This is a genomic window from Flavobacterium sp. CR10, assembly GCF_055814415.1.
This window is the reverse complement of record NZ_CP185985.1, coordinates 3,463,953-3,487,856: the sequence shown is the minus strand read 5'-3', so window position 1 is coordinate 3,487,856 and position 23,904 is coordinate 3,463,953. Positions and strand designations below refer to the sequence as shown.

Here is a 23,904-nt window from a genome sequence, read left to right as displayed (position 1 = left end):
TTCAATTCTGAATAAATCCATAATGAGCCCTAAAGATTTTAGTTGGTTAACAGAACACCGCCATTACAGGGAACTTTTATGGGCACTCCAATCTTTGATCTGTATTTAATGTCCATAATTTTTCCATTTAATAATTCGTCATCCTGATAACATCTAAGAGTGGTGCCCTCCGAGATCATGGGCAGCTTTAATTTTAGTTCCAAAGGTTCTTTCTGCGCATTAATTCCGGCGATATACCACTTTGCCCCCTTTCGTCTGGCCAGCACAACATATTTGCCTGGATATCCTTCCAAAAAGCGGACTTCATCCCAGACTGTCGGCACTTCCTTCATAAATTTTATGGCCCAGTCTGGAGCATCATATAAATTATTAGGCGCCAAAGCAAAATGCTGCACGCCGCTCTGAAAAAGCACTGAAGTGGCTAAAGCAAACACATCTGAAGTCATTCTTTTAGAGCCTTTGTTGGGAATGTTATCGCTATTGTAGAATTTGTTCAAAGCGCTTCCGCCAAAATCCATGCTTCCCACTGCGTTTCTTATAAAAGTATGCGTTGCCGCATTTACAGCTTCATTATCGCAGCTCTGCTGTCCGAAATGCAGATTCTCGCTTGCCAGAACCGCTTCGCTGGAGGCATAATTCGGATACATGCGTTCCCAGCCTCGAGGCAATGTGCAGCCGTGAAAAATAACCATTATTCCAAATTCGTTGGCATCCGTCAAAATGTCTTCATACAGTTTCATGGTCACCTGCTTGTCGCCTCCGAAAAAGTCCACTTTTATGCCTTTAATTCCGATGCTTTTCATCCAAGCCATTTCTTTTCTTCTGATGGCCGCATTATCCATCAATCCTCTCGGGCCTTGCGGAGCATTATTCCAATATCCGTTTGAATTGTACCATAAATAAAGCCCGACTCCTTTCTGCTTTCCGTATGCCGCTAACTCTTCTATTTTATCACGGCCTATCTGCGTATCCCAAAGAGCATCAACTAAAATGGTTTCATATCCCAGTGAAGCGCTGAAATCAATATATTGCTTTTGTACGGGAAATGTGGTGTTATTATCCATCTTGATGATCCAGCTCCAAGTGCCTTTTGTGTACCGGTATTCTTTAGATGCCTCATATTTTGGCTTAACCAAGTCAAAAGGAATCGTGGTCTCCACTATCGGAGCAAGCGTTTCTCCAATTGTAATGGTGCGCCATGGCGTTTCTCCCGGAAGCGGGATTCCCGGCGATGTCGTTCCGTTTCCGTTATTTTCTCCCGGCATCGGAAATCCGATTGAATATAATCCGTTCTCATGGCCTATCAAGCGGCTCGCACAATAGCCGCTGTCGACTCCCGTTTCAGAAATCAAGACCCATCCGCCGTTTACTTTAAACAGGCATGGAAAGGTGTATCCGTTTCCCCAGCCATTTTTTCCGACAGCATCATCTAATGCATAGGAAGTCTCGTAGCTCGGAGCCGTGTTTGCGAATCCTGTCATCGGATTGCTTTGCGGGCACAGAAATGCAGCGGTTCCCTTAGGCATCAGAAATCCCGATACTTCTTCCTGAACCACGCACGAAAGCGTTTCCTTCTGCGGATAGACTTTATATTTGAACGCCAGATTATTATTGCTCACCCTAAAAATCACATCAAGAGCCGCTCTGCCTTCTTTTGTGAACGAAAAAACAGCTTCGTTGGCCGTGTAATGCACGCTGCTTTTTTTGATGTTGCGCAGCTGATACGATTCGTCGATTTTGTTTTGGATGCTATTTGCCTGCAAAGCCAGTCCAGAACTGAAATCTCCCGCATTTGTCTTTAAGCCTAATGGCGATTTTTCTATAAACGTTTTTTCATTGAATGTTACGCTATACTGGGGTATTCCCTTGTTTACAGAAACCGAAACCGCAAGTTTTCCGTCCGGACTTTTTACCACCGATTGGGCGTTTAGTTTAAAGAAACTTACAAGCAATAAACATATGCTAAATTTTATATTCATAATTATAGAGGTTGGTTAGTCAGTTTATTTTTGATTTCAAGATGATTCTGAACAGCTGCTTCTTCTTCATAATCCTCAAGTAGGCTGTTCGGTGCTCCAGCTCTGAAACTTCACAGATGCTAATGTACTCTTTACTTTGAATGCTCAAAAGCAATAATACATTTCCGCCAGCCATAAAATACATTCTGCCCCCTTTTACAGCATCCAAAAACCTGATAATACATAAGAGCCTCTCAAATAACACATTTACGCCCCCTGTCCTTTTACATTAAAAGATATTTTTACACCCCAGCATTATCAGCTGCCAATACAACTTGAATGAGCCTCATGCAGTCACCAAAAAATGCAGATTGCCATTTGACTTTTACAGCTTGCCATCGTTTGGAACCCATTTGAAATTTAGCTCGACTGAATATAGTAACTTCTAGATCGGGGAAAACATAAATCGCAAAAACTGCTAATTATCATATAAACTATTCTTAACCAAAAAACATGAAAAAAAACACAATCGCTTTAGGTCTTTCCGCCGGATTGCTCTTGGCATCGTGCGCTGTTAAAAATTACACCAAAACAAATGACAGTGTGTTTATAGACTTGAAACCAAACGCAGAAAACCAATTGCGCACACTGCGTCTGCAGGTTTTAGGCAATGATCTGATACATGTTGCTGCGTCAGCCAAAGAATCTGTGAAAGATTCCAGCCTGATTATTGTTCCCGGCCAGCAAACTGTCCCCTTCAAAATCAGTCAATTAAAAGACTCCATTAAACTCGCAACCAAGACTTTAAATGTAATGGTTTCGGCAAAAGATGGAGGAATCAAGTTTAAAGATAAAAACGGCAAAATGCTGCTGGCTGAAAAAGCAGGCGGCGGGAGGACTTTTCTTCCTATAGAGGCTGATCAGACAAAAGGCTATACGGTGCGACAGATATTTGAATCGCCTAAAGATGAAGCGTTTTATGGGCTGGGACAGCATCAGTCGGATGAATTCAATTACAAAGATAAAAGCGAAGAGCTTTTCCAATACAATACCAAGGTATCGGTTCCTTTTATTGTATCAAATAAAAACTATGGCCTTTTATGGGACAGCTATTCCTTAAGCCGATTTGGAGACAGCCGTCCTTATGAGCAGCTAAACAAGGTTTTCAAATTATATGGAAAAAATGGCGAACCAGGCTTCTTAACGGGAACCTACATCACGCCAGAGAAGAAAAATGCACCACTCATCCGTCAAGAGCAGTCTATTTTTTTTGAAGACGTTAAAAGCATTAAAAATCTGCCAAAAGATCTGCCTTTAAAGAATGCTGCTGTTGCTTATGAAGGGGAAATCGAAGCGCCGCAAGACGGAGAGTATAAATTTACTTTATATTATTCCGGATATGTAAAAGTCTATCTAGACAATCAATTAGTGGTTCCTGAGCGATGGAGAACAGCTTGGAATCCTAATAGCTACAAATTCTCTATGAATCTGAAAGCAGACAAGCGCACTGCTTTAAGAATAGAATGGAAACCGGACGGTTCAACATCCTATTGCGGATTAAGGGTAAGAACGCCTCAATTGGCTGAGGAAAAAAACAGCCAGGTCTGGTGGAGCGAAATGAACAAAAAAATCGATTACTACTTTATTCATGGCAATTCCATGGACAGCATAATTAAGGGATATAGAACCTTGACGGGAAAATCCCAAATTATGCCCAAATGGGCAATGGGCTATTGGCAGAGCCGCGAGCGATACAAAACCCAAGATGAAATCTTAAGCAATTTAAAAGAATTCAGAACGCGCCAGATTCCAATTGATAATATAGTTTTAGACTGGAATTATTGGGAAGATGATGCATGGGGAAGCCACAAATTTGATCCTAAGCGTTTTCCTGATCCAAAAGCCATGACAGACTCCATCCATTCGATGAATGCCAAAATGATGATCTCCGTCTGGCCTAAATTTTATAAAACCACAGACCACTTTAAAGAATTCGACCAAAAAGGATGGATGTATCAGCAGGCCATTAAAGACAATGTACGCGACTGGGTTGGCCCAGGTTATGTAGGCTCTTTTTATGACGCTTATGCAAGCGGTGCACGCAAACTGTTTTGGAAGCAGATTTATGAAAATTTATATCCTATAGGAGTTGATGCATGGTGGATGGATGCAAGTGAACCTAACGTATTGGACTGCACAGATATGGAGTACCGTAAAAAATTGCAGGGACCAACCGCTTTAGGGTCTGCAACAGAGTATTTCAACACTTACGCCCTAATGAACGCCGAAGCAATATATGACGGACAAAGGGCTATAGATCCTAATAAACGTGTATTTCTTTTAACTAGATCAGGTTTCGCTGGACTGCAGCGTTACTCAACAGCAACCTGGAGCGGAGATATTGCAACGAGATGGGAAGATTTGAAAGCGCAGATTTCGGCAGGCCTTAATTTTGCCGCAAGCGGTATTCCGTACTGGACGATGGATATAGGAGGATTTTGCGTTGAAGACCGCTATGTGAGCGCACAGCAGCACTACGACAAAAGTGGAAATGAAAATTCCGACAGCAAAGAATGGCGCGAATTAAACACGCGCTGGCATCAGTTTGGGGCATTTGCTCCTTTATACCGTTCTCATGGGCAATTTCCATATCGCGAACCTTGGAACATCGCTCCTGAAGGCCATCCTGCCTACGAATCAATTGTATTTTATGACCGTTTGCGTTACAGACTAATGCCATACATCTATACTATGGCCGGTATGACGCATTTTAACGATTATACCATTATGCGCCCTTTGGTGATGGATTTTCAAAACGATAAAAATGTCGTTAACATCAGCAGCCAATTCATGTTTGGGTCTTCTTTTATGGTGTGCCCTGTTTACCAATATGGAGCCAGAAAAAGAGAAGTATATCTTCCTGCTGGCACAAACTGGTATGATTTTTATACGGGCAAGCATGTGTCAGGAGGGCAGACTCTACAGGCTGACGCTCCTTATGGACGCATTCCCCTCTTTATTCCTGAAGGCGCTATAGTTCCCTTTGGCCCTGAAATCCAATACACCGATCAGAAACCTGCTGATAATATGGTGCTGTATGTTTATAAAGGCCGCGACGGAAGCTTTACCTTGTATGAAGATGAAGGTGTTAACTACAATTACGAAAAAGGCAATTATGCCACGATAAGCTTCAATTATGATCAAAAAAACGAAACTTTAACCATTGGCGAGCGCAAAGGAGATTTTAAAGGCATGCTAAAAGACCGAAAATTTAAAATCATCGCTGTCGATCCATCTAATCCGAAAGCATTCCTTTCTGATGCTTCTGGAAAAGAAATCCATTATAACGGAATGCTTCAAGCCATTAAAATTTAATTATTCTAAAACAATCACATCGAACACCTGCATTAAGACAACTTAATGCAGGTCTCGATGCAAGTGAGAAAAATATAGATCCATGGAAGTAAAAAAATATATCATTTATTTATTGCTGCTGTCTTCAGCAGGCATAATGGCACAAAAGTCCCCAATTTTCTTTCCTAAAGAAAATCTGATGGCAATGGGAATTTATTATTACCCAGAACATTGGAATAAAAAAGACTGGGAAAGAGATATCAGCAACATTTCTAAGATTGGTTTTGAGTTTATCCATATTGCGGAATTCGCTTGGATAGAGATGGAACCCGAAGAAGAAAACTACCAATTTGAATGGCTTGATGAAGTGATAAATCTTGCCGGAAAATACAAATTGAAGGTTATTCTAGGCACCCCTACAGCAATTTCTCCTGTCTGGATGGGCATTAAATATCCTGAAATCTATCTGATGGACAGCCATTACCAAAGGGCTGAGCATGGCACAAGAGCACAGCAGTCTTTGAGCAATCCCGTATGGAGAAATTTTTCTAAAAACATCATTAGTAAATTGGCGGCACGCTACGGCCATAATCCAAATGTAATGGGATGGCAGCTCGACAACGAACCGGAAGCCAAAGAAGACTATAGTCCTTCCTCACAAGATGCTTTCCGCAATTGGTTGGAAAGTAAATACCGCACCATAAGCGCTTTGAATACTGCATGGGGAACTGCCTTTTGGAGCCAGACTTACAGCAGTTTTGGCCAGATTAAAATTCCAAATGCAAATCTTGTTGGATGGTGGGGAATCAATCCGCATGCCTTGCTGGACTATAAACGATACACTGCCGATACGCAGGCCGATTTTTTAGATTTTCAGGCAGACATTATCAGGCCTTTAATTGCTAAAAATCAATTTGTAACAACAAATTATACCGCTACTACTCCATCAGCAGATCCAAGAAGAACAAAAAAACTCGATTTTAATGCTTTTACCAGTTATCCGAATAAAGGAGTTCCTAATATAGGAGAAAAGGGTTTTCGTCTTGGCGATCCAGGGGAACTTTCTTTTGCGCTGAGTTTTTTCAAAACTAAAGACAACATTTCTGGCATAATGGAACTCCAGCCTGGTTTTGTCAACTGGGGAAATGTTAATCCTTTGCTTCAGCCTGGAGCGGTGCGCATGTGGCTTTATCATTGTATGGCTGAAGGAATGTCCTTTGCGTGCTCCTATCGTTACCGCCAAATAAATTATGGCGCTGAACAATACCACAGCGGGATTACCAAACTTGATGGAACCACCTTATCGCAGGGAGGAAAAGATTACCAGCAGACCATGCAGGAAATGAAATCATTGAGAAAAGCTTATAATCCTAAGACAGAAATGCCTAAAGAAATACAGGCTCGAAAAACTGCCTTATTATGGAATTATGACAATTTATGGAGCATGGGACGCCAAGGGCAGACAAGCCAATGGAATACCCTAGCTTTTTTCCAGAAATATTTGGAAATCGTAAAATCATGCGGCGCGCCGGCAGAAATAATCTACGAAAACGAGCCATTAGATTCTTATAAGGTGGTGATTGCCCCTGCTTATGAGCTGGCAGACGAGAAACTTATCAATAAATGGACAGAGTATGTAAAACAAGGCGGGCATTTAATCTTAACGGTGCGCACCGCCGTTAAGGACAAAAACGGACATTTATTCCAAGGGTGGGGAAATCCGATATACGACCTAATAGATGCCAAAATTGAAGATTTTGACCATCTTCTACCCTACGCAAAAGGCACAATCCAATGTTTCGGAAAGGAGTATTACTGGAATAACTGGGCAGATCTAGTAAAAGCCAATAAACCTGAAAATGTGCTTGCTAAATATACCAATCAATTCTACGCAGGTACAGCATCTGCAGTAACCAACAAAATAGGAAAAGGAACCATTACTTATATTGGCACTGATACAGACGATGCCCAACTTGAAAAAGACGTTCTGCAGCATGTATACAAGCAGGCTGGAATTGCTGTTGAACAGTATCCTAAAGGTGTTTACATTAATTGGCGTGACGGTTTTTGGATCGCGGTAAATTATTCTTCAGAAGATTATCAGATAGAAAAAATATCCAGTACAGCAAATATACTAATTGGAGGCAAAACTTTGCCTCCAGGCGGTGTAACAGTTTGGCAGCAATAATTTTTTTTTAACAATTACAGCCTTTGAACATCCCTGCAACTCTTGCTGCAGATTTAATGCTAACTATAAATTTAAACCAACCAAAATGAAAAAAAAATTAATCACTTTGCTTTTTGCGCTGAGTTTATGCGCAAATGCTAATGTAAAAATGCCGCTGCTTTTTAGCGACGGAATGGTCTTACAGCGCAATAAACCCATTTCTGTTTGGGGCTGGGCCGATTCAGGAGAAAAAATTGAAGTCGCTTTTAATAAACAGATCCAAAGAACCAAAGCAGACAAAAATGGAAAATGGCTTTTATACTTAAAGCCTGAAAAGGCAGGCGGGCCTTTTAAAATGACGATTAAAGGAAAGAACAGCATTACCATTGAGAATGTTCTAGTCGGAGAAGTTTGGATCTGCAGCGGACAGTCTAATATGGAATGGACCGTTGGCCAAGCTCAGAATGCTGATTATGAAATCAGTCAAGCAGATAATCCTTGGATACGACAATTTTTAGTGGACAAAGATTTAAATTCGACACCTAAAGAGGAGATCAAAGCTGGCAGCTGGAAAGAAAGCAGCAAAAAAAATACGGGCGCCTTTACAGCAGTGGGCTATTTTTTTGCAAAAAAAGTGTACAATGAATTAAAAATCCCGATTGGAATAATAAATGCTTCTTGGGGAGGCACGTGCTCAGAAACTTGGACCAGCAGAGAAGCTTTTGAAAAAAGCCCTGAGTTCAGCAGCATGATTGCCGATCTTCCAAAAAGCACAATGGATTCATTTCTAAAAAATAAACTGGATGCGCTTACAGCAAAAATTGAAGCTCTTCAAAAATCTAAAATAACTTCAAACTCGCAAAGCCAGTACAAAACAGCAAGCTTTGACGATAGCGCATGGCCAGAAATACATGCCCCACAATTATGGAACCAACAATTAGGCAGTTTAGACGGCACGGTCTGGATGCGCAAGTCTTTTATAATTTCAAAAGAAGAGGCCAGTAAAGAAGCTTTACTGGAGCTAGGCAAAATAGACGATGAAGATCTTTCTTATGTAAATGGAATTGAAGTGGGGAAAAATACCCAATGGGACAAAAAAAGAATATACAAAATACCTTCTGGAACGCTTAAAGAAGGCATTAACACGGTTGCAGTGCGAGTAACGGATTACAGCGGAGGGGGCGGCATTTTTGGCGATGAAGCTGATTTAAAATTAACTGTAGGCACGACAATTGTGCCACTTGCAGGAAAATGGAAATTTCAGGTTACAGAAATCAAAACAGACCTTTCTCCAAACAGCTATCCCTCTCTTCTTTACAATGCCATGATCAATCCTTTGGTTCCCTATTCTTTTCAGGGTGTGCTTTGGTATCAAGGCGAGGCAAATGCTACACGCGCCGAACAATATAAAAAAGCTTTTCCGTTACTAATCAATGACTGGAGAACAAAATGGAATCAAGGTGATTTTCCTTTCTTTTTTGTCCAGCTGTCTTCTTTTAATGAGTTTGGAGGAAACAGCAGCGTTGGCAGTTATTGGGCAGAATTAAGAGAAGCGCAAGCTTTCACCCTTAACAATGTTGCCAATACTGGCATGTGTGTTACTGCAGATATTGGAGATCCAAAAGATATTCATCCAAAAAATAAACAAGAGGTAGGATATAGACTAGCGGCCATTGCCTTAAATAAAGTGTATGAAAAAGGAAATGTTTTCAGCGGACCAGCATACAAGTCTATGGAAACAAAAGGCAACCAAATTCTCTTAACATTTGACAATGCCGAAAGCGGTTTAACTGTTCATGATAAATACCAATATGTAAAAGGATTTGAAGTTGCAGGATCTGATCATGTTTTTCATTACGCCAAAGCCCAAATAAAAGGCAGTCAGCTTTTGGTCTGGAGCGATCAGGTACAAAATCCTGAAGCTGTCCGCTACGGCTGGGCCGATGATGCTAGCGACTGTAATCTTTATAATGCAGAAAATTTCCCTGCTGTTCCTTTTCGAACAGACAACTGGGATACCATCTCAAAAGGCATTAAATACAGCTTTGAAAAATAAATATCTTTAATAAGCCAAGTGTATTGCATATTTCAAATTTCACTATCGATTCTAAAAGAAAATAAAATCGATAGTGATTGAAATAATGACTGTGATTTTACATAAAAACAGTTCTTTTGATACTGCAGCTGCAGATAAATGATTAATTTAGACCGAATGAAAAAACATAAAGCCCTCTTATTATTTCTTGCTGTTTTTGGAATAATTTCGTTCCAGAGCATTCTTGCGCAGTCCAATTATATTTTTCATCAGTTGAAAACCAGCGAAGGGTTTTCGAGCACCAATGTCAAGACATTTCTAAGGGACAGTTACGGTTTTTTATGGATTGGCACCGAAACCGGACTTAATAGATATGATGGCTACGAATTCAAGGTTTACACTACCAACTCTAAAAAGCCCAACAGCCTAATTTCAAATGATATTTTAGGCCTTCAAGAAGACGGCATGGGCAATATATGGGTCAATTTTGGGCATGATAATGCGATATATAACAGAGATAAGGACTGCTTTATTACTGACATCACTTCTTTTTTAAATAAGTTGCACATTCGCGCAGATAGCAACTGTAAAATTTATGTGGATAAAAAAAAGAATTTATGGGTTTTCAATAAAAAAAATATTTCTTTCTACGACATAAAAAAAAGGCATACTTCCATCTTTACAGGCGTAAGCATTGAAGAACCTTTTTTTATTAGTGTAACAGATAATGGCGAGTCTGTATATTGCATTGAAAATTCTCAAAAATGCTGGCAGTTAAACAGTACTACAGGTCATATTAAAAACATTCCACTCCCAGTTTCAAGCAGAAGAAATGGAACTGATGAATGGCATATCGTTTTTCTGGACAGCAACAACGGATTATGGACTTATTTCAACAATAGTCCGAATGAAGTTTTCTATCGCAATGATCAGACGAAAAAATGGAGCTCTATAACATTAAAATCCAGTGTAGACAGCGACATTAATTTCGTTAGCAGCATTATCGAAAATAAGCCAGGCGAAATATGGATTGGAACAGACCATAAAGGGCTTTTTATTTTTGACAAATCAAAAAACAGCATAATAAACTGTGTTCAAAACTCAAACAAAGACAATTCTCTGCCATCCAACAATATAACCTGCATGTATCGCGACAACGATAGGACCATCTGGATTGGACACAGCAAAAAAGGGCTCTCTTTTTTTAATGAAAGCTTTAAAAATTTCATCAATTTCAAACACCCGGAATGCTCTGATATTAGCACCATAATGGAGGATCACAACGAAGATCTCTGGATTGCAACAGATGGGAAAGGACTTTTTAAAAAAGATAAAAAATCAGGAAATACTTCTCGAATTCCATTTCCCAAAGCAGCTATCACCTGTTTATTGGAAGATCGCAAAAACCGCATTTGGATCGGCACTTATCAAAATGGGCTGTTTTGCTGGCAAAATGGCGCCATAACCCAATATACCACGAAAAACAGCAAACTAAGCAACAACAATGTCTGGAACTTAAAACAGGACCGTTACGGAAATATCTGGATAGGGTCTATGGGAGGAAAAATACAGCAGCTTCCGTCAGATGCCACAAGTTTTGATTCTGTGATTTCTGTATTTGAAGATCAAGTCTTTGCGCTCGATATGTTTTACGATTCAGGTGATGAGCTTCTGCTGGGCACAGGTTACGGGCTTTTCAATATTGATATTACCAATAATAAGAAAATCGTATCGTATGGCAATAAAAAAGGAACGCAAAAATTCAAACACTTTCAGATTTCTGCGGTCTACAAAGACAAACGCAATATTTTATGGATTGCCCATAATGATGGACTGAATATCTGGGATCCGAAAAAAGATACCATTTATTACTTCAACAAATCAAATGGCCTTTGCGACAATTCTGTAAGCGGCATATTGGAAGATAACCGCAATAACATCTGGGTTACAACCCCTAATGGACTTTCCATTTTAACTGTCAGTTATGATGCCAATGATAATTTATCCATAAGCAGCAAAAACTATTCGGTTAGAGATGGACTGATGGATAATTATTTTAACAAACACTCTATACTGCAATTAAGAAACGGTGATATTTTGCTTGGCAATCTGGACGGATATACCATAATCAACCCTAACAAACTGCTAAAAGAAAACAAGCCGGTTTCAAAAATTATTTTTACAGGGCTAACTCTTGGAAATCAGACTATAGAGGTGGATTCTGTCTATAATGGACATAAATTGCTGCAGCATTCGACAGAACTGCTTTCCAAACTTACTTTAAGGCACGATGACAGACTTATTACTCTTAAGTTTACGAGTACTGATTTATTAAATGCCGATAAGGTCAAGTATTTTTACAAGATTGAAGGTTTTAATTCGGAATGGATTCCCATTCAGGACAATAAAATTGCAATTTCTGCCTTGCCAGCCGGCAATTACAAACTTTTGGTAAAAGCATATGATAATGCTTCGGGTTGGAACGATAATATCAAAGTATTGGCTTTAAGTGTACTGCCTCCTTTTTATTTAACTATCTGGGCGTATCTTTTTTATGGGCTAACGATCGCGGCCCTAATATGGTATACCGTGCGCAGATCAAAAATCCGCCATCATTTAAAATTAGAGGAACAGCGCGAGAAAATGAATCGTGAGAAGGAATGGCAGATTAACGAAATGAAGCTGAACTTTTTCACCAACATAAGCCATGATCTGAGAACTCCCCTAACCCTTATCATAACGCCTCTGCAAGTGCTCTTGAATGATTCTAGGGATGAGGTTATGCGAAAGAAAATAAATGTCATCCATAAAAATGCGCAGCAGCTTCTTTCCTTAATCAATTCTCTGCTAGATTTTCGCAAATTAGATGCAGGAATCGTCAGCTTAAACTTAAAGGCATCAGAGTTTGTAAGTTTCGCCGAGGATATCTGCAGTTCGTTTAATGTGTATGCCGCTGAACGCAATATCCAATTATCTTTTGAAAGCGAAATAGACAGCCTGCTTATGGAATTTGACAAGGATAAGATACAAAAAACACTTGCCAATCTGCTTTCGAATGCTTTTAAATATACTCCCGATGGAGGAAAAATTCAGGTAAAAATTAGCCGCAACGATACTCAAGTCTGCGTCAAAGTTCTGGACACTGGTCCGGGAATCAACGATAAGGATAAACCGCTCGTATTTGAGAGATTTTATCAAGGAGAACAGAGCCAGAATGAAACCGGCAGCGGTCTTGGACTGCATATTGCAAATGAATACATACAGCTTCATGGCGGCACCATAACCATTGAAGATAATATTCCACATGGGTGTGCATTTACCTTTAAAATCCCAATTAGAGAAAGCTCTGAAAAGAATTTGATGCTTAATCCTGCTCAAGCAGATATTATAACCATTGAAGAAGAAGAAGAAAAAACAGAAAGTCCTGCCCAGCAGCTCGTTCTTTTTGTGGATGACAATAAAGACCTGTGCGAATTTATAGAAGACAACCTAAAAGATGACTTTACGGTGCTGACGGCCCATAATGGACAAGAGGCTATTGAACTGCTGCAAAAACACAATATTACAGTTATTGTAAGTGATGTAATGATGCCTATAATGGATGGCATTGAGCTTTGCAAATTGGTCAAAACCAATATCTACTGGTCACATATTCCTGTAATTCTCCTAACAGCTCGCACTGCTGAGGAATATCACATTGACGGACTAAAATATGGAGCAGACGATTATATCACCAAACCATTTAATATCCATATTCTAAAACTTCGAATTAATAAATTTATCGAATGGACCAAAAAGAGCCATGCCGCATTTAAACAAAAAATAGACGTTAATCCGCAGGAGATTACCATTACCTCTCTAGATGAAATTTTTATCGAAAAAGCGATAAAAGCGGTCGAACAGCATATTAGCGATACTGAATTTTCTGTAGAAAATCTTGGAGACACTTTAGGTTTGAGCCGAGGGCATCTGTATAAAAAACTAATGTTTATAACAGGCAAAGGCCCTGCCGAATTCATCCGTACAATCCGATTGAAAAGAGGAAGACAGCTTTTGGATAAAAGCCAGCTGCAGGTTTCGCAAATAGCCTACGAAGTTGGATTTAATTCGCCGAAAAGATTCTCAAAATATTTCCGTGAAGAATTTGGCTTGTCTCCTTCTGAGTATTTAAAACTTCACAAAAAACTATAAAAACAACGCAATAAAAAAGCAGCCTTTAATATCATCATTAAGGCTGCTTTTTTTTATTTTCTCAGACTATATACGTTTTATTTAAAAGCGTTTTAAAAAAGAGCTATAAACTGCTTAAAAGAATTTTTATTTAAAAATATGCTGCGAGAAAAGATACAGATTGTTGGCCCATTCTACATCATCGTGCGCATTGCCATCTACATGCCACACATGAGGCACTTGATTTGCTTTTAAGCAGCCATGAATGCGCTGGCTCACATTGAAAAGCCAGTCTTTACTGCCGCAAGAAACCCACAATACTTTAAGATTTTTTCTTGCTGCTTTTACGTCTGGCACAAGCTTAAGAGTCGAAAGTCCCCCGACTTCATTTGTATTGGGAGCTGATGAAAAACCTCCAATAAAAGCAAAAGTATCGATATGGGAAAGGCCAATGTTTAGAGATTGCCCGCCTCCCATAGACAAACCTGCTAAAGCTCGCTGCTCTCGATTTCGGTATACAGCATAATTTGATTCAATATACGGAATGATATCCTTCAGCAGATCTTTCTCAAAAGATACTCCATAACTTTTATATCCCATTTCTTTCTCCTTTTCTTGGTCAGGAGCCGGATTTTCAACAGTGACACTTGAGTTGCAGTTGGGAAAAACCACCAGCATTGGCTTGATTTTTCCGCCACGGATTAAATTATCTATAACATCCTGGGCACGAATCCAATCCGTCCATTGCCCTTTATCTGAATTAAGGCCATGGAGCAGATAAAGCACCGGGTATTTTTTATCAGCTGCATAACCTGCAGGGGTGTAAACTGCCATTTCGCGGCGCGTGCCCAATGTTTTGGAATTGTACTGGACCACAGTAAGTTTTCCCGAAGCTAATTCCGCGTGCTTGTCCCTAAATCCTTGTGGCGGATCTTCAAATGCCGGTTTGTCGTCGGCATTGAATACTATTGGCTGCAGGTTTAATTTTTTATCTGCAGCATTCTCTGTTTGGGAGTGTCCTATAGACCAGCAGAACAAGGCCAGCATAGCAATTAAAAATGGTTTGTTTTTCATTTTTTATCTTCTTTGTAATAGTTATTTATAATGTGCCAAGCTTTTTTCTTTTCTCCATTTTCAGAGATCAATCCTTTCCTATTATATCCCTTCTGATACACAGGGTGCATCCTTCCCAGTGATCTGTAATCATACAGTAGCCATGGGCAGACACCTCTTAAATTTGGAATAGTCTTAAACATTTCAATCTGATTTTTATAAACCTGCTCCTGATATTCTTCAGACCAGTAGGCAGCTTGATCTGCAGGAACATTTCTGGTTCCATATAATGCCTCTGCTCCAAATTCAGAAATAAACACGGGTTTATTAGAAAAATCTATTTTCCACTTCACTTCTGAAGGTTTTCCTTGCCAAGGAATATACCAGCCTATATACTCATTAAGAGCAATTAAATCAGAATAATTATAAAGCGGATCCCAAACATGAAATGCATTATTGGCATAACCTTGCGTATTGATAACATGGGTAACCAATCTTGTAGAATCGATCGCTTTACATTCTTTTGTTAAATCAATAAGCGCTTTATCTCTATTTGGAGTGCCCGGATATGTTTCGTTCGAAAGGCTCCAGACTACAACTGCACATCGGTTTTTGTCTCTAGCAATCATTTCTTGCAGCATATGCCGCATTTTTTTGGGAACCAAACTATCGGAAAACTTAACATTCTGATAGATCGGAAGCTCGCTCCACACCATCAGACCCATTTTTTCAGCTTCTTTAATCATGTCTTCATTGTGCGGATAGTGTGCCAATCTCACTAAATTACATCCTAGCTCTTTGGCAGAATTAAGCAATAGCCTGTCATCATCCAATGAAAATGCTCTTGCTTTTTTCATCGGGTTTTCTTCATGAATGTTTATGGCCTTAATGAAAAGAGGTTTTTTATTAAGCAGAATTTCACTCCCTTTGGTCTCAATGCTTCTAAAACCGATTTCATCAGCAATGGAATCGGTGTCGCATTCCACAATTACATGGTATCGTTTAGGATTTTGAGGCGACCATAGCTGGAACTTGGACGAAAATTCAAGCTTTGCATAACCGTTGCTATTGGTCTTTGTCTGATAAACAATATTTAATTCTGGTATTTTAACTATAATTTTCTGGCTCAAATTCTCGCCGTTTAATCGAATCCATCCCAGCACATTGCTCAGACTGCCTTTTTCTAGCTGGATGGAATAATCCTCAATGTATGTTTTTGGGGTTTCAATAATTTTCACCTCGCGAGTAATTCCTCCATAATTCAGCCAGTCATATCCTAAACCGGGAATTCCGTTCTCTAAACGCCTATTGTCTGCTTTTACAATTATGGTATTTTCGCCATCCTTTATTTTGTCTGTAATTTCAAATTGGAACGGAGTGAAGCCTCCCTCATGGCTTCCCAGTTTTTCTTCATTCAAATACACGTCAGCGCTATAATTTATAGCTCCAAAGTACAGAAACTGTCTTGAATTTTTCTTTTTAAGAGTAACCGTTTTTTTGTACCATACAGCACCTTCATAAAAAGCAAGCTCGCATAATTGCGAATTGAAGTCGCCCGGAACATTCAATTCTGGCGCACCGTCAAATGAATATTCAAAAAAATCTGTTTTCTTCTGCGGTTTTGGCTCTATCCAAACTTTCTTCCAGTCGCCAGCAGCTCCCGGATCAGACAGCACTTTCCATTTCCCATTCAAACTTGTTGAGTTTCTAGATGCAGCATTGGCCATTGCTGTTTGGGCATTTGTCGTGCTGGCTAAAAAAACTGCCAATAAAACGTTTATTATCTGAGCTTTGCAGATTTTTTGCAGTCGATCCATTTTCTATTCCATTTTACCCGGTTTATATGTGAAACTGTCAAAATCCGCAAAGGCTTTGGTATTCTTATTTTGAGATGAGGCATACAGTCCAACATACACGCCAGTAAAACCTCCATTTGTCTCAGAGCTTAGATACCAAACATTGATTTTATCCAAAAACTTAAATTCCTTTCCATCCAAAGAATAATAGAAGCTGTAAAAATCCTTATTGCCTTCCACTTTCAAATAAATTGTATCGGCAGGAATTTCCACTTCAGATGCGGTATGATTCAATATGCCCATTTTATAACGCAATACTAGTTTGTTTTTGCCTTTTTCTGTTTTTTTCAAAGAAAGATCATAATGAGCCTGACTCGAATAGAAGATGGTCATTCCAGCTTCATCTTTTGCTTTTGCATTATTCAATGACATCACGGTGGAAGCTGAAAAATCAATGTGTTCCTGTCTGCGTCCTGCAAAGGTTGGCGAATCATTATCGTCTAAAGATACCGAAGTGGCTTTTAATCGCAATGAACCTTTCTTTTCGGTAAGCGAGTATTGCGGCATGAAAGGATTTCTGAGATAATTCCAATCCACACCGAGCTTCATTTCATCAAAACTCGTAGAAAAATCATGAGGTTTTACAGCCTGCAAAGGTAAAGTAGGCGTATTCATATCTATATTAACCGTGCCATTGCCATTTATTACGGGCCAAGCATCTGCATCCCATCTTACAGGAGCCAAAAAGGTTTCTCGGCCTAAAACATGGTGCAGCAGACTTTGCGGACGGAAAGCCAGAAAGACAATCCACCAAGAACCATCATGCGCCTGAATAAAATCACCATGCCCAGTCCCTTGAATCGGATTGCTTTGAGCAATTTCGTTAATATGCGTCAGAATCGGATTGGCAGGATTGGATTCGTAAGGTCCGTAAATGTTCCTGCTTCTCGCTATGGTTATTTTATGGCCGTATTCTGTACCTCCTTCAGAAATAAGCAAATAGTACCAGCTGTCTTTTTTATAAATGTGCGGCGCTTCAGGATAACGTCCTCCTGTTCCATTCCACACCGTTTGTCCTTTGGTGAGTTTTTTTCCTGTTTTAATATCAATTTCGCAAATGGTAATGCCATTCTGATTCGATACAAAATAAGATTTGTCCCCTTCGAAATATAAAGAAGGATCTATACCGCCTTGATCGACAAAAACGGGTTCTGACCATTTTCCTGCAGGATTATCAGTATGCACATAAAAATTTCCTCCGCCCGATACATTGGTCGTGACCATATAAAAACGCCCTTCATGATAACGGATTGTTGGAGCATAAATCCCAGCTGAAGGAGCGCATTTGTCTAATTTGAGCTGAGAAGCACGCGTAAGACAATGCCCAATTTTGGTCCAATTGATTAAATCTTTACTGTGAAAAACAGGAACTCCCGGAAAGTACTCAAAGCTGGAAGTCACCAGATAATAGTCATCTCCTACTCTGCAAACGCTCGGATCGGGATGAAATCCAGAAATAACTGGATTCTTATATCCTTGCGCATTCAAAAAATGGCAGCATCCGACTATAGTAATTAAAAGGAAAATTATTCTTTTCATAATTGTAAATTATTGTAATGCTTTATTTTAAATTAAAATCTGCCACACCTCTAATATCAGTAGCCGAAGCTCCAATCATTATTCTGAATTTGCCTGGTTCTGCAATCCATTCTTTTTTAGTGTCGTCGTAATAAGAAAGATCTTTTTTTGTTAAAATAAAACGCACTGTTTTTTCTTCTCCCGGCTCAAGCGAAATTTTTTCAAATCCTTTTAATTCTTTAGTAGGACGAGGCAGGCTCGATGTTTCGTCATTAACATAAAGCTGCACAACTTCTTTTCCTGCCACTTTTCCTGTGTTTTTTATGGAAACTGTTACCTCTAAAGAGTCGGCAGCTGTAATCGTTTTTGATGAAACAGCTGGCTTTCCGTACTGGAATGTGGTGTAGCTCAATCCATATCCGAATGGGAAAAGCACAGGGATTTTTTTAGTATCGTACCAGCGGTATCCTACCAAAATATCTTCTTTATAATAGACATTATTTCCATCACCTGGATAACAAAGCTGGTCAAAAGAATGTGCCCCTACGTCTTCCAGTTTTTTAGGAAATGAAATAGGGAGTTTTCCTGATGGGTTTGCTTCACCCGAAATAATATCGGCCAAAGCATTACCTGCTTCCGAGCCAAGATACCATCCTTGCACAACGGCTTTTGTTTTGTTAAGCCAAGGCATCAAAACTGCATTTCCGCTTAGTAAAACAACCGCAACGTTATGATTCACTTTCTGAATTTCTTCAATAAGCTTATCTTGACCAAACGGCAGGCTCAGTGATTTACGGTCTCCGCTTTCGCAATCTTGAAAATAATTTTTATTCAACCCTCCAACAAAGAGCACTATATCTGCGTGACGAGCAGTTTCAATTGCTGCGTTTTGCAAAGAATCAAGATTTAATTTAGAGGGCTCTTCGGCGCCATAAAGCGGTCGTCCCGAAGCATATCCCATACTGTAAACAATATTATTTTCGCCGTATTTATTTTTTAATCCCTGCAAAGGAGAAATTTCGTAAGCCGCTTTCAATGACGTAGAACCTCCGCCAACAATCAGGCTTTTCACGGCATTTTCACCTATCACAGCAATTTTTTTATATCTGCCTTGTGGAATAGGCAAAAACTGTTTCTCATTTTTAAGCAGTACGATTCCTTCCTGTGCTATTTTTCGGGCTGCATCGCTATGCTCAGGAGAAACAAAACGGCCATAAGGACGATTGGCGCTCATAGTGGTGCGGAAAATCATTCGGAGAATTCGGCTTGCTTTATCGTCAAGTTTTGACATTTCGTATTGGCCCGATTTAATTCCCTTTAAAAAAGGATCGGCTAAATAATAGCTCGAAAAATGAAAATGGCCTTGCGTGGTCAATCCGTTTGTATAAGTGCCCATTTCAATATCAAGTCCGCCATTGACCGCTTCATCCGTATTATGGACACCTCCCCAATCGCTAACCACTACACCATCAAATTTCCAGTCGGTTTTTAAGATTTGGTTGAGCAAGATGTCGTTATGGCAGCAGTGTACTCCCCATATTTTGTTGTATGCTCCCATGATAGACCATACCTTTCCTTCCTGAACTGCTGCTTTGAAGGCTGGAAGATAAATCTCATGCAAGGCGCGATCGCTTACATTGACATTAATTTCACCACGAGCAATTTCCTGATTGTTCAGGGCGAAATGTTTTACGCACGCCGCCACTCCATTAGACTGCACGCCTTGCACGTATGGAACTACCAATCGCGAAGCCAAAAAAGGATCTTCGCCCATGTATTCGAAATTTCGCCCATTAAGTGGCGTACGGTAAATATTGACGCCAGGCCCCAATAGCATGGTTTTGTTTCGGTATCGGGCTTCTTCTCCTATGGATGCCCCGTAAAGCTGTGCAATCTTTGGGTTGAATGTTGCCGCCAGGCAGGTTAAAGCCGGAAAAGCAGTGCAGGAATCATTGGTCCATTGTGCCGAGTTCCATTCATCCCACAATTTTTCATCGCTCACTCCATGCGATCCGTCTGATGACCATACATCTGGTATGCCCAAACGCGGAACTCCTTTGGAGCTAAACTTTGACTGGGCATGGCAGAGCGCCACTTTTTCTTCTACCGTCATTCGCGATAAGGCATCCTTTACACGAACTTCGATCGGTTGGCTTTGATCTAAATAAAGAGCCTTTTGCGCCCATCCAAAAAATGGTGAGAGGAAAAAATATAATAATAGCAGTACAGTGATATATCTTTTTTTCATTATGGTATACTTTCTAATTCATTATCAGGTTACAGAACAATACTTGCCTCAATAAGCAAGAGATTCATTCCGAGATATTTTAACTATTTTTCTGGGTTAATTATAATCGCAAAACCACCTCCAGGTGCCATTTGCACTTTCAGTTTGCTGGCATTGGTCACTTTAATTATTTTGCGTTTGTAATCTGTTGGGTCCTTTTCAGCATTCAATCCGTCTTTAAAAATTTCTGCTGTAAAGCTTCCTTTTCCAAGGAAAGATAAATCGATCTCTATTTCTCTAGCCGACCAATTGGTTAATCCGCCTACAAACCATGTATTGCCTTTTTTTCTGGCAATGGCCGCATATTGGCCCACTTTTCCATCCAACGCAACAGTTTCATCAAAAGTGGTTGGAATTTGAGATATAAATGTGGTGCTTTCCTGCTCTTTCATATAAGCTGTTGGACTATCTGCCATCATTTGCAGCGGCGCTTCATAAAGAACATACATTCCCAACTGATGGCATCTTGTACCTTGGCTCATAGGCAGTGAATTGCTTGGACGAAAATCTGCTTTTGTAGCATTGCGCATTGCTCCCGGCGTATAATCCATAGGGCCGGCCAGCATTCTTATGAAAGGTATGCTTGTTTCATAATGTGGCATGTCATCATGTGGCGTCCATTTGGCATTTTCCAATCCTTTAACGCCTTCAAAATTCACAATATTAGGATAGGTTCTTTGAATGCCCGTTGGCTTATACATTCCGTGATAATCAATAAGAAGTTTGTAAGAAGCTGCTTTATTGGCAATATTATAAAGAGAGTTAACCATTTTTTGATCGTCACGGTCTATGAAATCTATTTTAAAGCCTTTCACTCCCATATTCGAATACTTCGCAAATGCATCATCTAAAACCTGATTTATGGCATACCATGAAGCCCAAAGGATGATTCCGACATTTTTTTTCTTACCGTATTCGATAAGCTCCTTAATGCCCATAGCAGGCGAGATCTTCAAGATATCGGTTTCTTCACTCCATCCCTCGTCTATCACCACATATTCAATATTGTTTTTAGAGGCAAAATCAATATAATATTTATAAGTCTGCGTATTGATTCCGGCCTTAAAATCTACTTTCGATATATTCCAATCATTCCACCAGTCCCAAGCAACTTTACCGGGCTTTATCCAGCTTATATCGGAAATTTGTGAAGGCGAAGAAAGTTTCTGAACCATATCATTATTCAAAAGCTCGCTGTCGTTTTCGCTTATTATGACTGCCCTCCAAGGAAAACTTCTGCTGCCATTTGTTTCAGCAATGTAGTTCTCTCTCTCAGAGACCATGTAATTCATTTTATTATAGCCTCCTAAACGTTCTTTTTTTGGATAACGGGCAAATATTCCCTTCAGGCCATATTGTGCCTCATTATTGCGTGTTAAGAACATCCCAGGATAATCTTGGAGTTCAGCCTCAATAATAGCTGCTTTTTTTCCATTCCCTAAATCAACAAGAAGCGGAGAAATAGCCAATGAATCTTTGACGAATTTAGAAAGCGGAATTTCATCATAAAGCGCTTCAAAAGCAGAAGTGTACATGTCTTTTTCTCTTAAATCGCGAACATAGGGCACAAAAGCTTTATGGTCTTGGCTGAAGTTAAAACTGGCTTCTTCAGATGCAATGACAATTTTTTTATTCTTATTTGTAAAAAAACGATACGCTACACCATCATTATAGGCTCTTAGTATCAGGCCAAAATTCCCTTTAAAATTCACAATCAGCTGATTGTATTGGTCGACAACCGTTTTCTTTTTATAAACAGGCGTTTCAAAAATGGTGTTTGAAGCCGAATTTTTAGTGCTTGCAATTTTGGCATTGTTTCCTAAAACCTCTCCGCTGCCCAAGGTTAGTGAAATAGCAGAAGGAGCAACGACTTCTGTATTGTTATGTTTTACAGACCATCGGATTTTGGTGCCGTTTTCTAATTCCATCTCAATCTTTCCGTTGGGAGACTTGAGATGAAGCACTTGCGCCGATCCGCTTGCTGATAAAAATATAAAAATAATTGCCTGTAATAAAGTCCTGTTCATTTGATGTGTGGTTATTCTAGTTAGTAATTACATGTTTTTTAGTGCGCTTTGAAAAAACTTAAAAACGTTCGCGTAAGCGTTATCTCTTTTGGAAAACTATTTTTGACATCTCGCTGCACAAATTAATATTGGCGCTTTGAATTATAGCTTCGAAGTTTTTTCAACGGGCAAATTTGACAAGAAAAAATAGCTGATTACGGTACGCTTTGTATTAAAAAAGGGCAATAATTGTTGTAATCATCAATATTTTAGACCATATAAAGATGAATTGATTGGTTTTCCAAAAAGATCTGCTTCCGCAAATAGATAGTGGCTGAGAAATTAAATATAGGTTCTTGCCCGTTGGGTGCAATTGCTCCAAATTTAATTTTAACACATAGGAACATAGATTCAGAAAAGCTTAAAAAAGGCGTTTCACTAGTTTAAATGCACATAGTAGCTATGTGAAAGAAATAAATTTCTCTTTTGGAGACTTTAAAAAACATAAAATCTATGTTTCTATGTGTTTAAAATTTTTATACCAACGGGTTAGGTTCTTTTAATTGATCAAGCCTTTTGCTTTAAGCCATCTGCCGCATGCCAGACTCCAATCAGATTCTGTGCCGCCAGATTTGCCAAGTCCATAGCCATGTCCTCCTTTTTCGTAGATATGGAGTTCGCAAGGAATTTTATTTTTCTTTAGCGCTAAAGCATATTCGATACTGTTTTCTACGGGTACAGCACCATCATCCATCGAATGCACTAAAAATGCTGTCGGAGTTTCACTATTGACTTGCAGCTCATTTGAAAAATTATTAACCTGCTCCACTGATGGTTTTTCACCTAAAAGGTTGATTCTCGATCCCATATGTGTGATATCTTCACGCATTGATATTACAGGATATATCAGCAATGAAAAATCTGGACGCGCACTAGTCGCATCTGCATCATCATATACTTTTGCATTAAAATGCGTAGAAAGAGTAGATGCCAAATGCCCGCCGGCAGAAAACCCCATAATGCCAATCTTTTTAGGATCGATTCCCCACTCTTTGGCCCTGCTTCTAACCAAACGGATGGCACGCTGTCCGTCTTGCATAGGACCAACCGATTTATCAGTCATTATAGCAGTATCTGGCAATCTGTATTTTAGTACAAAAGCCGTAATGCCAAGACTATTGAGCCATTCTGCAACCTGTTTTCCCTCATGCCCGATAGCCATTCCTGAGTAACCTCCGCCAGGACAGATAATGACAGCTGTACCTGTTGCTTTTTCTGCAGGAGCAGGATACACGTCCAATCTCGGATTTGTGACACGCTGCATCCAGCTATCGTCTGAATTGGTCTCTTTATAACCGGCATTAGCTATAGCGCCTGGCGCTTTCTTATCCCATAGATTAATGGTTTTACTTTGTCCAAATGTCTTTCCTGCAACCATCAGAAAAATAAGCAATGCGGTTCTAATTCCTTTTGTTTTCAAAATGCTTTTATTTTAATTGT

At 39.6% G+C, this 23,904-nt stretch carries 11 protein-coding genes; 4 read left to right on the top strand and 7 right to left on the bottom strand.

What is annotated here, in order from left to right; all coding sequences use genetic code 11:
- Window positions 1–38 precede the first annotated feature (38 nt).
- Window positions 39–1,979 carry a glycoside hydrolase family 97 protein gene (locus ACNRYB_RS15180; RefSeq protein ID WP_473727786.1) on the bottom strand — a complete coding sequence of 647 codons (1,941 nt, stop codon included), beginning with the start codon at window positions 1,977–1,979 and terminating at the stop codon, window positions 39–41.
- A gap of 492 nt (window positions 1,980–2,471) precedes the next feature.
- Between ACNRYB_RS15180 and ACNRYB_RS15175 the strand changes: the two genes are divergently transcribed.
- The 4 genes from ACNRYB_RS15175 (at window position 2,472) to ACNRYB_RS15160 (ending at window position 13,705) form a co-directional block, all read left to right on the top strand.
- Complete coding sequence (locus ACNRYB_RS15175; protein ID WP_473727785.1) at window positions 2,472–5,333, top strand: glycoside hydrolase family 31 protein; 2,862 nt, start codon at window positions 2,472–2,474, stop codon at window positions 5,331–5,333.
- Window positions 5,334–5,415: 82 nt separating this feature from the next.
- Window positions 5,416–7,500 carry a beta-galactosidase gene (locus ACNRYB_RS15170; RefSeq protein WP_473727784.1) on the top strand — a complete coding sequence of 695 codons (2,085 nt, stop codon included), beginning with the start codon at window positions 5,416–5,418 and terminating at the stop codon, window positions 7,498–7,500.
- An 85-nt stretch (window positions 7,501–7,585) separates the two neighbouring features.
- Entirely contained in the window at window positions 7,586–9,535 is a 1,950-nt protein-coding gene (locus ACNRYB_RS15165) for a sialate O-acetylesterase (RefSeq protein ID WP_473727783.1), read from the top strand.
- 156 nt (window positions 9,536–9,691) lie between these two features.
- The gene (locus ACNRYB_RS15160) at window positions 9,692–13,705 is read left to right on the top strand and encodes a hybrid sensor histidine kinase/response regulator (protein WP_473727782.1); all 4,014 of its coding nucleotides are present in this window, start codon (window positions 9,692–9,694) and stop codon (window positions 13,703–13,705) included.
- Between the two features lie 126 nt (window positions 13,706–13,831).
- Here ACNRYB_RS15160 and ACNRYB_RS15155 read toward each other — a convergent pair whose 3' ends face one another.
- The 6 genes from ACNRYB_RS15155 to ACNRYB_RS15130 form a co-directional block, all read right to left on the bottom strand.
- Window positions 13,832–14,758, bottom strand: coding sequence for an alpha/beta hydrolase (locus tag ACNRYB_RS15155; RefSeq protein WP_473727781.1), 927 nt, complete (start codon window positions 14,756–14,758; stop codon window positions 13,832–13,834).
- Entirely contained in the window at window positions 14,755–16,554 is a 1,800-nt protein-coding gene (locus tag ACNRYB_RS15150) for a glycoside hydrolase family 2 protein (protein ID WP_473727780.1), read from the bottom strand. Before ACNRYB_RS15150 ends, ACNRYB_RS15155 begins: the two co-directional genes overlap by 4 nt.
- A 3-nt stretch (window positions 16,555–16,557) precedes the next feature.
- Window positions 16,558–18,132 carry a glycoside hydrolase family 43 protein gene (locus ACNRYB_RS15145; protein WP_473727779.1) on the bottom strand — a complete coding sequence of 525 codons (1,575 nt, stop codon included), beginning with the start codon at window positions 18,130–18,132 and terminating at the stop codon, window positions 16,558–16,560.
- A 22-nt stretch (window positions 18,133–18,154) separates the two neighbouring features.
- The gene (locus ACNRYB_RS15140) at window positions 18,155–20,359 is read right to left on the bottom strand and encodes a beta-glucosidase (RefSeq protein ID WP_473727778.1); all 2,205 of its coding nucleotides are present in this window, start codon (window positions 20,357–20,359) and stop codon (window positions 18,155–18,157) included.
- 83 nt (window positions 20,360–20,442) lie between these two features.
- Complete coding sequence (locus ACNRYB_RS15135; RefSeq protein ID WP_473727777.1) at window positions 20,443–22,425, bottom strand: glycoside hydrolase family 97 protein; 1,983 nt, start codon at window positions 22,423–22,425, stop codon at window positions 20,443–20,445.
- A 538-nt stretch (window positions 22,426–22,963) separates the two neighbouring features.
- Entirely contained in the window at window positions 22,964–23,884 is a 921-nt protein-coding gene (locus ACNRYB_RS15130) for an alpha/beta hydrolase (RefSeq protein WP_473727776.1), read from the bottom strand.
- Window positions 23,885–23,904 lie beyond the last annotated feature (20 nt).